Source organism: Schumannella soli (assembly GCF_006517435.1).
GTDB lineage: Bacteria > Actinomycetota > Actinomycetes > Actinomycetales > Microbacteriaceae > Schumannella > Schumannella soli.
Window position 1 is genome coordinate 1271096 of record NZ_VHQG01000002.1, and the last position, 14105, is coordinate 1285200.

A 14105-nucleotide genomic window follows, 5' to 3' on the forward strand; every position below is an offset into this window, starting at 1 on the left:
CCGGATCGTCGCGGGATCGGACGCCCGCACATCAGAGTCCCCGCCCGCGGCGGTTGACGGCGCGCACGAGCGCTCCCGCCGGCAGCAGGCGCAGCGCGACGAGCAGCGCGGCCCAGGCGCGCAGCTGGCGGCGGTCGTGGCGGATCGCCCGGCGCGCCCAGGCCCGTGCGGCGGGCCGCTCGCGCAGCGCCGCGTGCGCGAAGGCGATCTGCCCCTCGATGCGGGCGGCGCCGCGGGGATCGCGGGCGAACTCCGGATGCTTGCGCAGCAGGTAGCTGAGCCCGGCCGCGATGCCCTCCCACTTCTCCGAGAAGAAGGAGGCGCGGTTCCAGCGCACGAGCACGAGCGGCTCGGGGACGCTGAGCACATGCCCGGCCCGCGCGGCCCGCAGCAGCAGGTCGTAGTCCTCCCCGTAGGAGGCCGGCAGGTCTTCATCGACCGGGCCGACGCGACCCTCCAGGTCGGCGCGGCGGATCAGGAAGCTCGAGGGGTGGATCTCGGTGATGCGCGAGCGCAGGAAGTCGTCGAAGTCCGCGCGGGCCGGCGGCACGCGGTCGATGTCGCTCTCGGCGGTGCGGATGCGGATGCCGGTCGCGAGCATGACCGCCGCCGGGTCGTCGGACCAGGCCGCGAGCTGGCGCGTCAGGCGCGTCGGCATCCACTCGTCGTCGTCATCGCAGAAGGCGATCAGGGGATGCACCGCGGCCGCGACGCCGGTGTTGCGTCCGCCCGCGAGCCCGGGTGTGCGCGCGTTGACGATCGTGCGGAGGGCGCGGCCGGCCGGCACCTCGACGTCGTCGAGGGGGTCGACGGCCACCTGGTCGAAGACCACGACGACCTCGACCGGTCCGCTGTGCTGCTGGGCGAAGGCGGCCCGCACGGCCGAGCGCAGCAGCTCGGGCCGGCCGCGGGTCGCGATGACGACGCTGACTCCGGAGTCGTCAGCCGGGGAGCCGAGCGACGGGGACGACGTTGAGGACGGGGACGACGGGGACGACGGGGACGACGGGCTCATGGGGCGACTCCTCGGGGAATGCCGCGCGCGCGGCGGAGGCTGCGGAAGCGGGGGTTGCGGAGTTCAGGGATGCCCCGCACGACCGCGGTGCGATGCCCGGCGACCGCTGTGGGAGCGGCGTGCTCGGGCCTCAGCAGCAGGGCGGCGACGAGGAAGCCGATGGCCAGACCGGTGACGAGCACCCCGTAGTAGAGCACCTCGACCGCGAGCACGACGAGGATGGCGTGGCCCGCCACGCCGACGGCGCCGCGGGCGTGCCGGGTGCGCCACGCGAGGAACACGAGCCAGGCGAGGAAGAGCGCGGCCGCCGGGAACCCGTGCGAGAACAGCACGTTCCAGATCTGCCCCTGGGTGCCCGCCGACGGGGCGCCGTCGGTCTCGGAGGGGCGCGGGGCGCCGTAGCCGAACACGGGCGAGGCGAGCGAGCGCTCAAAGGTCTCCTGGTAGAGGTTCGCGCGATCCTCGGTCGTGCTGCTCGTGTCGAGCCTCTCGGTCAGCCGCTCGGACACCGGCAGCGCCGCGAAGACGATCCCGACGACGACCGCCAGAGCCGCGAGCCCGCCGAGCACCTTCCACTGCCGCCGCAGCGCGGCCCGCAGAGCGATGTAGGCAGCCGCCACGCCGAGCCCGATGAACATGCCGCGGTTCAGCGTGAGGAACGCCGGGACGAAGGAGAGCGGGATGAGCGCCAGCACGAGCCAGAACCGTCGCGTGCGCCGCACCGTCACGAGATACGCGATCACGACCGGCAGCAGCATCGAGTAGACGTTTCCCCAGACGTTCGTATAGAGGAACGGCGCGCTCGGGCGCGGGTCGAGCTGCAGCACGGAGGTCGGATCCCACTGCGTCACCCGGCGCACGACCATCTCCTGCACGACCTCGTTCGAGCGCAGCGCGTCGGGGATGATCCACGCCATCGGCGTCGTGATCGACAGCAGCGGGAACAGCACGCCGAGCCAGCCCCCGGCGACGACCACGACCCAGAACACGGTCAGCACGCCGGAGACGTAGCGCCGGTCGAGACCGGCGCGCGCGTTGTAGACGTAGAGGAGCAGCACAGTCGCGGCGAGGTACAGGGCCGCCCGGTAGACGAAGCCGACCAGCCGGCCGCCGCTGTCGATGCCGATGACCGAGGCCAGCATCCACGCCAGGAACAGCAGCCACAGCCCGAATCCGCGCGGCACCTCGAGGCGCCCGCGACGGGCGAGGTGCAGCGCCATCACGACGGCCGCCGCGACGAAGATCAGATCGCCCACTCCGAGCAGCCACCAGAGCGGATAGCCGAGGAACACGGCCGCGAAGGGCCACCGCGGCAGCTCGAGCAGCGCGGCGCCGACGCGACGCGGAGCGATGTATTCCGCTGACGGCATGAGGGCGCGATCAGGGTCCCGCCGGGGCGAGCGGGACGATCGAGCAGGTCGGGAGACCGGCGTTCGGGGGGACGCCATGCGGCTAAGAATCCCTCGCTTACGCTCCCACCGCAAGCATCGACGGGTCTATGCTGTCGAGACCTCACGCGCTCGGCCGCCCCGCCGAGCGCAGCTCCGTCGCCCAGCGGAGCGCAGTCCGGCTCCACCCGATTCCCCCGTCGGCACCCGCCCCGGCCGTGATGGAGGACCACCGTGTCCGCTTCGCCCGAGAACCTCCCCGCACCTTCCCCCTCGCCTGCGCCGCCGCTGCTCGGCGACTACCTGCGCGTCGTCCGGCAGCGCTGGATCGTCGTGGCCGCAGCCGGGCTCGCCGGCCTGCTCGTCGGCGGCGGCGTGCTGCTGCTCGGCACCCAGGAGACCGCGCGCACCGACCTGAACCTCAACGTCATCTCGGCCGACCCGTTCAACGCCCAGCGCTCCGCCGCCGGTCTGCTCGACGGCCCGACGGAGGTGCAGATCGCCCGCTCGTACGCCGTCGCCGACGCGGCGGCGAAACGGCTGGGCGACGTGACGCCCGATCAGCTGCGCGACGGCACCTCGGCCGAGCTCGTCGCCCAGGCCACCGTCATCCGCATCAGCTTCACGGCCTCCGACGCCGCCGTGGCACGGGAACGCGCCGACGCGATCGCCGCCGCCTACCTCGACTACCGCGCCGACCAGGCCGTCGAGCGACGCAAAGCCGTCGTCGACCAGGTGGATGCGCGTCTCGACGAGCTGCGGGACTCGCTGACCGAGGTGGACGCCCGCGCCGCGGCCGCCGCGGACGGCAGCAGCGCCGCGAACCAGGCGGCCAGCGACCGGCAGCTGATCACGATCGAGGTCGACAGCCTGCTGAGTCAGCGCAACTCGCTGCAGCTGATCGACACCTCCGGCGGATCGGTGCTCACCTCGGCGGGCAGCAACCCGATCTCGTCGGCGCCGAGCAAACCGCTCGTGCTCGCCACCGGACTGCTCGCCGGCCTCGTGATCGGTCTCGTCGCGGCGTTCGCCGCGCAGCGGATCGATCGCCGCGTGCGCACCGCCGACGACGTCACCCGCGTGACCGGTGCGCCGACGCTGGCCCGCCTCGTCGGCCGAGCGGACGGCATCCCCGCCGACGGCCCCGACGCCGAGCTCGTGCGTACCGCACGCGAGCAGATCCTCGCGCGGTTCCCGGCCGCCCTCGGATCGATCGCGGTCGTCGACGACACGGTCACCGGCGAGGCGAGCGCGGTGCCGATCAACCTCGGCATCGCCCTCGCCCAGACCGGGCGCCCCGTGCGGCTGCTGCTGCCCGGCGCCGACGAGACACGGCTCGAGCGGCTGCGCGCCGAACTGGGGCTGCTCCTGCTCAGCCGCGACGACACCCTGAGCGTGTGGACGCCGGCCGAGCTGCCCGAGCTGCGTCTGATCACGACCGAACGGACGCCGCGGCTCGGCGACCCCGATCCGGTCCTGACCCGCGAACTGCTCGACGAGGTGGCGCGCTGCCGCGACGACGAGCTCGTGCTGCTCGTGCTGCCGGCCGCCGCGCCGCTCGCGACGCGCCTCGCCGCGGCTCGCGCGACGGGCGCCGTGATCGGCGTCGTCGCGCTCGGCGGAACCGACCGTGCGACGCTCGCGCGCGACCGCGCCGGCTTCGAGTCGCTCGGCGCCGAGATCATCGGATCGGTGCTCGTGCCCGGTCGGCGCCAGCCGGCCGACCGCGGCGACGACGCCGCGCCCGCGCCGGTCGAGCCGCACCGGGTGCGGCGCACCGAGCCTCCGCGTGCCGGATCCACCGCGGCTCCGCGACCGCGTCGACGCCGCACCCGGCCGCCGGAGGAGACCGCGGGCACGCCGCCCGAGCTGGCTGACGCGCTCGCCCTGCGCACGCCGCTGCCCGAGGGATGACGATGCGCCTGCGGCCCCGCCGCGCCCGGGTCGTCGGCGCGCCGGTCGACGCCGTCACCGAGATCGAGCTGCTCGACACGATCGACGACTGGATCCGCGACGGCGGCACGCACGTCGCCGTCGGCGTCAACGCGAACGTCTGCAATCTCGCCTGGCGCGACGGGAGCTTCCGTCGGCGACTCGACGACGCCGAGCTCTGCTACGCCGACGGCCAGTCGGTGGTCGGCGCCGCCCGGCTGCTCGGGCATCCCGTACCCGCGCGGCTCGCGACGACCGACATCGTGCATCCGGTCGCCGCCCGCGCGGCGGCGAACGGCGTGCGGGTCTTCCTGTTCGGCGGTCGACCCGGCGTCGCCGACCGTGCGGCCGAGCGCCTGCGCCGCGAGAACCCCGGACTGGTGACCGCCCAGCACGACGGGTACCTCGGCGCCGACGACCTGCCCCGCCTGCTCGCGCGCATCGACGACTTCGCCCCCGGCATCCTGCTCGTCGGGCTCGGGGATCCCGCCCAGCAGCACTGGATCGCCGAGCATCGCGACCGGCTGGCGGTGCCCGCGGTGCTCAGCTGCGGCGGCCTGTTCGACTGGCTCGCCGGCGAGCATCGTCGCGCGCCGGCGTGGATGATCCGGGCCGGCCTGGAATGGCTGTGGCGCCTCGTGATCGAGCCGCGCCGGCTGGCGCGCCGCTATCTGATCGGCAACCCGGCGTTCGTGCTCCGACTCGGCCGGCAGCTGCTGCGCGCCGGCCGCCGTGGTCGCGGCGAGCCGGCCGTCGGCGGCGGGTCGTGACGGCCGCGGCGACGACCTCGGCCGACGACGGCGCCGCCGACCGTCGCCGCCTGGCCCGCGGCGGGGCGCTGAGCTTCGTCGGATCGGCGGTGAGCGCCGGCCTCGGCTTCGCTGCGACGATCGTGATCACCCGCACGCTCGGCGACGACGGCGCCGGGCAGGTGCTGCAGCTGGTCGCCGTGCTGACGATCGCCCTGAGCTTCGGCCGACTCGGCATGGACTCCGTCGGGGTCTGGCTGCTCCCCCGGCTCGAGGCGGATCCGGCACACGTGCGACCCGCCGTGCTGCTGCAGCTCGCAGTTGCCCTCGCCGGAGGCCTCGTGGCCGGGCTCGTCGTCGCGGTGCTGCTGCCTCGCGTCGGCATCCCCGTGGATGCGACCCTGCTGCGCCTCTCGGCCGTCGCGCTGCCGTTCGGCTGCGTCGCGCTCGTCGCCCTCGCCGCGCTGCGGGGGCTGGGCGGGCTGCGCGGGTACGTCGTGATCGGCAGCGTCGCGCTCCCGGTCGTGCGGGTCATCGCGCTGCTCGCGGCCGCGGTGCTCGTCGCCACCCCGCTCGCGCTGGGACTGGCGTGGGCCGTTCCGCTCATCGTCGTGGCAGTCGTGGCCGTCGCGGCGCTGCTGTGGCGCGTCGGCCGGCTCAGACCGGCGAGCGGATGGCTGCCGGACCGGGCGCTCGCGCGGCAGAGCCTCGGCTACGCCGCGCCGCGCACGCTCTCGGCCGTGCTCGAGCAGGGCCTGCTCTGGCTCGACGTGCTGCTGGTCGGGCTGCTCGCCGGATCGGCGGCCGCCGGCGACTACGGCGCCGCGAGCCGGCTCATCGCCGCCGGCCTGATCATCGACACGGCGCTGCGCGTCGTCGTCTCGCCGCGCTTCAGCGCCCTGCTGCACGAAGGCCGCCGCGCCGAGACGCAGGCGCTCTACCGCACCGCCGCCGGCTGGCTCGTGGTGTTCAGCTCGCCCGTCTACATCGTGCTCGCGATCTTCGGCCCCCTCGTGCTGACCTGGTTCGGCGACGACTTCGACGACGCCGCTCCGGCGCTCGCGGTGCTCTGCGCCGGCGCGATCGTGACCTTCCTGGCCGGCAACGTGCACTCGCTGCTGCTCATGAGCGGGCGCAGCGGCTGGGCCGCCGCCAACAAGGCGGTCGTGCTCGCGCTCAACGTCGCCGCGAACCTGCTGCTCGTGCCGCTGCTCGGCATCACCGGCTCCGCGATCGCCTGGGCCGGGGCGATGCTGCTCGACGCCGTGCTGGCGAGCCTGCAAGTGCGGCTGCTGCTCGGCATCCGCCCCCATCTCGGCCATGTGCTCGGCGCGCTGGCCGTGCCCCTCGCACTCGTCGGCATCCCCGGCGGTGCACTGCGTGTCGCCCTCGGCGCGACGCCGTTCTCCCTCGCGCTCTCCGTGCTGATAGGCGGGGTCGCGCTGCTCGTCTGGGCGCGCGTCGACGGGCGCCGGCACCAGCTCGACGAACTCGTCGCCGCGTTCCGCCGACAGGGCTGATCCGGGCTGCCCCGGAACGCTCGTTCCAGGCCTGTTCGCGAGCGGATCTCGCGTGCTAGCATCCCCGCACCCCACATCCCGGGTGCCGGCGAGCTCCACGCCGCCCCGTCGCACACTGCATCGCCCCCGAATCGCAGGACGCCTCCCCGACATCCCGCACCACCGCAGCCCCGCCCAGGCCGCGGCGCTTGTCGTCGAGGCATGGAGCACCCATGTCCGAAGACCCGACTCCCCCGGTCGACCCCGCCGAGCGCCCGGCAGCGCAGCCCCCGCGCCCCGGCGCCACGGCGAGCGCCGCATCCCCTCGCCGCCGTCTGCGCACGATCGCGCTCTCGCTGCTCGGCGGCGGCGCGGCCCTCGCGCTCGCCGTCGGCGGAGTGACCGCGCTGACCTCCGCGCGGGGAGGCGGCTCCTCGACAGCCGGGTCACCAGCATCCGCATCACCGAAGTCCTCCACCGCGCCGTCGGCTTCGGCGAGCGCAGCCCCGACGGGCCCGGCGACCGCCCCCGACGTGGATGCGGTGCTCGCCGACCTCGTCAGCGCAGGCGCGAAGGGCGCCGCAGCCCCCGACACCGGCACCGACCGGGTCGACGCGATCATGACCGGGGCCCTGCTCGAGGAGTTCGCGAACGACCAGCAGGAGCTCGCCGCCTTCGGATGGACCCGCACCGGCAGCCCCCAGATCGTCTCCAGCGCCGTGCTGAGCAGCGACCTCACGGCGTCGCCCGCGCAGGTCGTCGTGCGCGCCTGCGTCGACGTCGCGCAGGTGCAGACGCTCGACTCGGCCGGAACGCCCATCCCCACCGACCCCACCGTGACGCCGCGCTCCCTCAGCGACTTCACCCTGCTCGACATCGGCGGCCGCTGGCTGGTCGCCGACCGCACCTACCCCGACAACCCCCAGTGCTAGGCGGACCCGACATGTCGCACTCCCCCCTCACCGCACGCGGCCGCATCCGGCTCGGCGTGATCGCCCTGCTCGGCGGCGCCCTCGCGGCGGGCGCCCTCGCGCCGTTGCCCGCGCTCGCGGAGGCGCCCATCCCGGTGCCCGATGGCAAGAGCGAGCTCACCGCCGCGGCCTCCTGCTGGGAGATCAAGCAGGGCGATCCCGCCTCGGTCGACGGCGTCTACTGGCTGTGGACCCCGCAGCTCGGCGCCGCCGACCGCTTCTACTGCGACCAGACGACCGACGGCGGCGGCTGGCTGCTCATCGGCCGCGGCCGCGAGAGCTGGGGAACGACTGACGAGGGCCGGGGCACCAGCGCGCAGGTGCGCGAACCCGTCACCGGCCAGGCCGCCTTCGACGCGCGCCAGCTGTCGTCGGCCACGATCGAGGCGCTGCTCGGCGGCGGCAAGGTGAGCGACCTCGCCGACGGCGTGCGCCTGCGCCGCGCGACGAACGTGGCGGGCACGAGCTTCCAGGAGAGCCGGTTCACCTTCGCCTCGCCGCGCGACGACTGGTCGTGGTGGTTCAACAGCCAGCAGCGCGTGAAGACCTGGAAGATCGGCACGTCGAGCGGCACCGGCGGGCAGACCGCGGCCTTCGGCTCGGGCAGCGGTCTGAACCGCGTCGAGACCAACAACAGCTCGCCGCAAGGCTGGACCGACGGATTCGGCTTCGGCTCGAGCGTGACCGGGTCGACCGCGGCCGACAGCTGGCTGTGGTCGAAGGATGCGTCGTCCGGCTACGCGCGCGGCTTCACCCAGGTGTTCCTGCGGCCGAAGACCACGAGCACGACCCTCTACACGGCGATCCCCGACGGCGGCAGCGCGGCGACCACGGTCGCTCCCGTCGCCTCGAGCTTCGCCCTGCCGACCAACTGGGGCGTCGCGGGACTCGGCGCCGCGCCGCAGAGCGTCGAGGGCAATGTGCAGGTCGGCGCCTTCGCCGAGTCGAACGGGGTCGTCTACGTGGGCGGCAACTTCACGACTGTGCAGAAGACCTCCTCCGGCGGCAGCGCCGTCGCGCAGCCCTACCTGGCCGCGTTCGACCGGGCGACCGGAGAGCTGAAGACGGCCTTCCGTCCGCAGCTGAACAACCAGGTGAAGGGCATCGCGGCCCTGCCTGACGGTCGGATCGCGATCGGCGGCAACTTCACGACGCTCAACGGGCAGCCCAAGGCGGGCCTCGCCGTGATCGATCCGACGACCGGCGCGACGGACGCGAGCTGGACCGGCCGCATCATCGACCGGCAGAACAACGTGCCGGCGGTGCGCGCGATGGACGTGCAGGACGGCTGGCTCTACGTCGGCGGCGTCTTCACCCACACGACCGGCGGCACGCAGACCTCGGAGGTCTACACCAAGCTCGGCGCTCGCTTCAAGGTCGGCGACGGCACCCCCGATGCGAGCTGGAACCCCGAGTTCAACGGCAAGGTGATGGCGCTCGACGCCTCGCCGCGCGGTGACCGCGTCTACTACGCCGGCTTCTTCAGCACGTCGAAGACCTCGGCGACGCTCAAGGCGGCGGCGCTCAACACCACCGACGCCGGCTCGCTGGGGTGGACCCCGACCTACTCGAGCGACGTCAACTACCAGCAGGCCGTCAAGGAGGTCGGCGACACCGTCTGGCTCGGCGGCTCGGAGCACTCGCTCTTCAGCTACGGGCGGCCGTCACTCAACCTGTTGACGACCTCCGTCGGCAACGCCGGCGGCGACTTCCAGTCGATCGCGACCGACGGCACCACCGTCTACGGCAGCTGCCACTGCTTCCAGACCCAGTACATCGGCGGCACGACGTGGCCGAACATCGGCACCTCGTGGTCGGCCGCGCAGAAGATCAACTCGGTCGCCGCGTGGAACGCCGCGTCGGGCGCCTACCAGAAGTCGTTCAGCCCGACGCTGAGCACCCTCTACGGCGCGGGCGGCTGGAGCCTCTTCGTCGACTCGACGGGGATGCTCTGGGCGGGAGGCGACTACAGCTACTCCGAGCGCGCGTCGACGACGCGGCAGTGGTCGGGAGGGTTCATCCGCTACCCGAAGCGGGATGCGACGCCGCCGACCACCCCGTCGAGTCTCGCCGTGACCGCCGTGGGATCGCAGGTGGGGCTCAGCTGGGGCGGCTCGACCGACGCCTCCGGCGCCGTGACCTATCAGGTGCTGCGCAACGACCGCGTCGTCGCGACGACGACCACCACCTCGATCACGCTGCCTGACGCGCCCGCGGCCACGAAGTACTTCGTGCGGGCCGCCGACGCCGCCGGCAACATCTCGGCCAGCACCCCGGCCGCGAAGATCGGGTCGACACCGCCCCCGGTCGACCCGGTCGGCAACCCGAACATCATCACGGCGGGCTCCACGTGGTCGTACAAGTACGACGGCGAGGCGGCTCCGGCCGGCTGGAACACCCCCGCCGGCGACACCGCCGGCTGGTCGAGCGGCACGGCCCCGCTCGGCTGGGGCACCGCATCCATCGCCACGACCGTGACGACCTCGGTGACGCCGAAGCCGCTCACGGCGTACTACCGCAAATCGGTGAATGTGAGCACGAGCGGACTCAGCTCGGTCTCGCTCACCACGCGAGCCGACGACGGGATCGTGGTCTACGTCAACGGGGTCGAGGTCGCCCGCAAGGACATCGACGCGGGCGCGGTCGGCGTGGGCACCTACGCCAACGCCGCTCCGTCGACGGCGGCGGCCACCGCCGCGCCGCTGACCGTCACGGTGCCGGCGAGCGCGTTCGTGAACGGCGCGAACGTGATCGCCGCGGAGGTGCACGCGAACTACCGCTCGACGCCGAACACCAGCTTCGAGCTCACCGCGACCGCGACCACCGGCGGCACCACGCCGGTCGACGTGCCGGACCCGGTGGATCCCGTCGACCCCGGCGGGCCGACCACCCCGACCGACCCGGGCGGCGCGCTCGCGGCCGGCACGGTGCTCGTCGCACCCGGATCGAGCTGGGCCTACAGCTACCCGGTCGACGCGCCCGCGACCGACTGGCGCACGCCCGCCTTCGACGCGAGCAGCTGGGCGACCGGCGCCGCACCGGTCGGCTGGGGGAGCACCTCGATCGTGACGCCGGTGACCACGACCGCCACGCCGAAGCCGAGCTCGCTGTACTTCCGCGGCGGCTTCGACCTCGCCGCCGGCGCGACCGTGCCGAACGGCCTCACGGTCACGACCCGCGCGGACGACGGGATCATCGTCTTCCTCAACGGCACCGAGATCGGCAGGTCGAACCTCATCGCCGGCGCGATCGGGCACAACACCTACGCGAACAGCGCGCCGTCGACCGCCGCCGCGGTCGCGAGCCCCGTCGTGTTCGACGTTCCCGCGAACCTCGTCACGAGCGGACGGAATACGATCGCCGTGCAGGTCGTCTCGAACTACCGCTCATCGCCAAGCGTGAGCTTCGACCTGGGAGTGGTCGTGAAGTGACGGCGCCCATCACGATCGTCGCCGGCGCCGGCGCGGCGCCCGCCCGCAGTCTCGGCGACGCCCTCGCGGCGCTCGGCTCGGCGCAGAAGCCCGGGGGCGGCGTGCCCGCCTACACGCGCTGGATCAACCGACGTGCCGCGCGCATCGTCGCCGCCCTCGGGTACGTGATCGGGGCCAGCGCCGACGCCGTGACGATCGCCTCGGCGGCGCTCTCCGCCGCCGGGCTCGCGGTGCTCATCCTCGCTCCGATCACGGTGTGGAGCGGTGTGCTCGCCGCGCTCCTGCTCGCGCTCGGCTACGTCTTCGACTCGGCGGACGGACAGCTCGCCCGGCTGTCGCGCACGGGCGGGCCCGCGGGGGAATGGCTGGATCACGTGGTCGACGCGATCCGGACGCCCGCCATCCACCTCGCCGTGCTCGTCGCCCTGTGGCGGCACAGCGAGATCGGCAGCGGGTGGCTGTGGCTGCCGATCGTCTACACGGTGCTCGCGGTGGGGCAGTTCATGAGCCAGATCCTCGCCGAGCAGCTCGCGCGGGGGCTCGGCGCCGACGCCGGGATCCCGACCCGCGGCGGCGCGCTGCGGTCGATCGCGCTGCTGCCGACCGACATGGGCGCGCTCTGCTGGGTGTTCGCGCTCTGGGCGTGGACGCCCCTGTTCCTGGCCGGCTACGGACTGCTGCTCGCCGTCAACCTCGTGCACACGGCCGCGTCGATGGTGCGCAAGCACCGGCGGCTGCGCGCGCTGTCGAGCTGACGGGACGGTCGCGGCGCGACATCCGCCGTGGGCTCCGGCGCGTCACGGCCGGGCGCGCGTAGGGTGACGGGCATGTCGTGCATCCGCTTCAACACCCCGGCCCAGCGCGCCCAGCTCGCCCGGATGGCGCCGAGCATGAAGACCGCCGAGGAGATCGCGGACGAGCACCCCGCTCCCCCGGTCACCGAGAGCAAGATCCGCCGGCTGCGCGTGCTCGCCGAGAGCCCGGTGGGCAAGATCCGCGAGAGCGTCGCGTCGAGCTACCACACGCCCGCCGACGTGATCGAGAAGCTCAAGAAGGATCCCGACGCGAGCGTGCGCGCCGTGCTGGCCCGCAACGAGACCACCCCCTGCGACGTGCTGCGCGACCTCGCCGACGACGAGTCGGCGACCGTGCGCGGCTGGGTCGCCGTCAACTACTTCGTGCCCGACGACGTGATGCAGAAGCTGGCCGATGACGAGGACGACACCGTGCGTCGCCTCGTGGCCTGGAGGGCGTCGCTGGCCGAGGAGGCCGCTCAGCTGGAGACGCAGACCGCCTGAGCGGGATCGCGATCGGCCCCGGCGCGATCAGCTCGGCCGCGCTCGGCCGGCCTCAGCTCAGGCGCGACCGCAGCTCGGGCCAGCTCGCCGCGAAAGCGGGGTGCAGCGGCAGCCCCTCGACCTCGGCGATGGCGACCCACTCGAGGCGCGTGCTCTCGGCGTCGCCCAGGATCGGCTCGAAGCGCTCCGCGACCTCGCCGATCACGGTCGTGTACGACCAGTAGCCGAGGTCGAAGGCGAGCTCGCCGGTCACGACGACCTGCTCGGGCGGGACTCCCGCCTCCTCGTCGGCCTCGCGCAGCGCCGCCTGTTCGGCGGTCTCGCCGGCCTTGCGGGCGCCGCCGGGGATGCCCCAGGTGCCGCCGAAGTGGCTCCACTCGGCCCGCAGCTGCAGCAGCACGGCATCCGCGCTGCGCACGAGCAGTCCGGCGGCGCCGAAGGAGCCCCAGAAGCGGCCCTGCGGGCCTTCGACCCAGACGTCCTCGGGGCCGCGCGGTCGCCGCGCGGAGGAGTCGTGGGTCGCGCGCGTCATGGCGTCAGCCTAGGGGTCGGGCGAGACCGCCGCCGGGTCGTGTGACGACGTGCGTCGCGCGGGCGGACCGACACGCCGGGCGCCCGTGACGACGTCGGAGGGTGCACCTACCGTGAGGGCATGGTCACCGGAATCGTCCCCCCGTTCCTGCTCAGCCGTATCGCCGAAGCCGAGAGCGCGCGTCTCGCCGTCGCCCCGCGCGCCGCCCGGCGCACCCTCGCGCTCACCGACACGACGGGTCGCCGCCGCGCGGCCATCACCTTCAGCGTCGACGGCGACGACCTCGTCGCCGAGCTGACCGATCAGCCGGACCGCACGATCGCGGATGCGCAGGGCTCGGAGCTGTTGCCGGGAACGGTCGTGCGCAAGGAGGGCGACGAGCCGAGCGGCGACGTCGCCGTCGACGAGGCCTACGACGGACTCGGCGCGACCTTCGACCTCTTCTCGCAGGTGTACCGCCGGAACTCGATCGACGGCGCCGGCCTGCCGCTCGACGCGAGCGTCCACTACGGCGAGAACTACGACAACGCGTTCTGGAACGGCGAGCGGATGGTGTTCGGCGACGGCGACGGCGAGGTCTTCGGGCGCTTCACCGCCTCGGTCTCGGTGATCGGACACGAGCTGACGCACGGGGTGACGGAGGCGACCCTGGGTCTCGAGTACCAGGGTCAGGCCGGCGCGCTCAACGAGTCGATCTCCGACGTCTTCGGCGTGCTCGTCGAGCAGCACGGCAAGGGGCAGAGCGTCGCCGAGGCGAGCTGGCTGATCGGCGAGGGGCTGTTCACGCCTGAGGTCGAGGGCGCGGCGCTGCGGTCGATGAAGTCGCCGGGCACGGCCTACGACGACGACGTGCTCGGAAAGGACCCGCAGCCGGCGCACATGGACGATTACGTCGAGACGCAGGAGGACAACGGCGGGGTGCACATCAACTCGGGCATCCCGAATCGGGCCTTCTACCTCGTGGCCGAGAAGCTCGGCGGTCACGCCTGGGAGCGCGCGGGCCAGATCTGGTTCGACACGCTCGCGGCGAAAGGCGCCCGGGATCGGGTTCCGACGGACGCGGACTTCGCCCGCTTCGCCGCGGCCACGGTGAGCGCGGCGGCCGCGAGGTACGGTGAGTCGTCGCCCGAGGTCGACGCGGTGCGCGCCGGCTGGGCGGGAGTGGGAGTGATGACCGATGACGCAGGCCGGAAGTCCGCGGGACGGTGAGTCCGGCGCGGAGTCGAGCACGGACTCCGGCGCCTCGGCGGACGCGCTGGCGGATGGACGCTCGGGCGACGACGCGCTCTC

General features: G+C 73.7%; 11 protein-coding genes. 8 read left to right on the forward strand and 3 right to left on the reverse strand.

The window, feature by feature from the left end:
• Positions 1-31: 31 nt before the first annotated feature.
• Positions 32-1015 carry a glycosyltransferase family 2 protein gene (locus FJ657_RS11590; protein ID WP_141163764.1) on the reverse strand — a complete coding sequence of 328 codons (984 nt, stop codon included), beginning with the start codon at positions 1013-1015 and terminating at the stop codon, positions 32-34.
• Entirely contained in the window at positions 1012-2385 is a 1374-nt protein-coding gene (locus FJ657_RS11595) for an O-antigen ligase family protein (RefSeq protein WP_141163765.1), read from the reverse strand. The genes FJ657_RS11590 and FJ657_RS11595 overlap by 4 nt, the downstream gene beginning before the upstream one ends.
• A 252-nt stretch (positions 2386-2637) precedes the next feature.
• Here FJ657_RS11595 and FJ657_RS11600 point away from each other — a divergent pair, with 252 nt between their 5' ends.
• The 7 genes from FJ657_RS11600 (at position 2638) to FJ657_RS11630 (ending at position 12283) form a co-directional block, all read left to right on the forward strand.
• The gene (locus tag FJ657_RS11600) at positions 2638-4317 is read left to right on the forward strand and encodes a hypothetical protein (RefSeq protein WP_141163766.1); all 1680 of its coding nucleotides are present in this window, start codon (positions 2638-2640) and stop codon (positions 4315-4317) included.
• Positions 4318-4319: 2 nt separating this feature from the next.
• Positions 4320-5105, forward strand: a complete 786-nt coding sequence (locus FJ657_RS11605) for a WecB/TagA/CpsF family glycosyltransferase (RefSeq protein WP_255447280.1) — start codon at positions 4320-4322, stop codon at positions 5103-5105.
• Entirely contained in the window at positions 5102-6604 is a 1503-nt protein-coding gene (locus FJ657_RS11610) for a flippase (RefSeq protein WP_181408946.1), read from the forward strand. The genes FJ657_RS11605 and FJ657_RS11610 overlap by 4 nt, the downstream gene beginning before the upstream one ends.
• A 212-nt stretch (positions 6605-6816) precedes the next feature.
• Positions 6817-7515 (forward strand): hypothetical protein, encoded by a 699-nt coding sequence (locus FJ657_RS11615; RefSeq protein ID WP_141163769.1) that lies wholly within the window; start codon positions 6817-6819, stop codon positions 7513-7515.
• 11 nt (positions 7516-7526) lie between these two features.
• Positions 7527-10985, forward strand: coding sequence for a fibrinogen-like YCDxxxxGGGW domain-containing protein (locus FJ657_RS11620; RefSeq protein ID WP_141163770.1), 3459 nt, complete (start codon positions 7527-7529; stop codon positions 10983-10985).
• On the forward strand, positions 10982-11740 hold the full coding sequence (locus tag FJ657_RS11625) for a CDP-alcohol phosphatidyltransferase family protein (RefSeq protein ID WP_255447281.1): 759 nt from the start codon (positions 10982-10984) through the stop codon (positions 11738-11740). Before FJ657_RS11620 ends, FJ657_RS11625 begins: the two co-directional genes overlap by 4 nt.
• 72 nt (positions 11741-11812) lie before the next feature.
• Positions 11813-12283 carry a hypothetical protein gene (locus FJ657_RS11630; protein WP_141163771.1) on the forward strand — a complete coding sequence of 157 codons (471 nt, stop codon included), beginning with the start codon at positions 11813-11815 and terminating at the stop codon, positions 12281-12283.
• A gap of 52 nt (positions 12284-12335) precedes the next feature.
• Here FJ657_RS11630 and FJ657_RS11635 read toward each other — a convergent pair whose 3' ends face one another.
• Positions 12336-12815 (reverse strand): NUDIX domain-containing protein, encoded by a 480-nt coding sequence (locus FJ657_RS11635; RefSeq protein WP_141163772.1) that lies wholly within the window; start codon positions 12813-12815, stop codon positions 12336-12338.
• Between the two features lie 120 nt (positions 12816-12935).
• Here FJ657_RS11635 and FJ657_RS11640 point away from each other — a divergent pair, with 120 nt between their 5' ends.
• Entirely contained in the window at positions 12936-14024 is a 1089-nt protein-coding gene (locus FJ657_RS11640) for a M4 family metallopeptidase (protein WP_141163773.1), read from the forward strand.
• The last annotated feature ends 81 nt before the right edge of the window (positions 14025-14105 follow it).

What these genes read in the sequence shown, in the direction of transcription:
- FJ657_RS11615 (WP_141163769.1), top strand. Translation starts at nt 6,817, where the DNA reads ATGTCCGAAGACCCGACTCCCCCGGTCGACCCCGCCGAGCGCCCGGCA.
- FJ657_RS11595 (WP_141163765.1), bottom strand. Translation starts at nt 2,385, where the DNA reads ATGCCGTCAGCGGAATACATCGCTCCGCGTCGCGTCGGCGCCGCGCTG.
- FJ657_RS11630 (WP_141163771.1), top strand. Translation starts at nt 11,813, where the DNA reads ATGTCGTGCATCCGCTTCAACACCCCGGCCCAGCGCGCCCAGCTCGCC.
- FJ657_RS11605 (WP_255447280.1), top strand. Translation starts at nt 4,320, where the DNA reads ATGCGCCTGCGGCCCCGCCGCGCCCGGGTCGTCGGCGCGCCGGTCGAC.
- FJ657_RS11590 (WP_141163764.1), bottom strand. Translation starts at nt 1,015, where the DNA reads ATGAGCCCGTCGTCCCCGTCGTCCCCGTCGTCCCCGTCCTCAACGTCG.
- FJ657_RS11635 (WP_141163772.1), bottom strand. Translation starts at nt 12,815, where the DNA reads ATGACGCGCGCGACCCACGACTCCTCCGCGCGGCGACCGCGCGGCCCC.
- FJ657_RS11620 (WP_141163770.1), top strand. Translation starts at nt 7,527, where the DNA reads ATGTCGCACTCCCCCCTCACCGCACGCGGCCGCATCCGGCTCGGCGTG.
- FJ657_RS11640 (WP_141163773.1), top strand. Translation starts at nt 12,936, where the DNA reads ATGGTCACCGGAATCGTCCCCCCGTTCCTGCTCAGCCGTATCGCCGAA.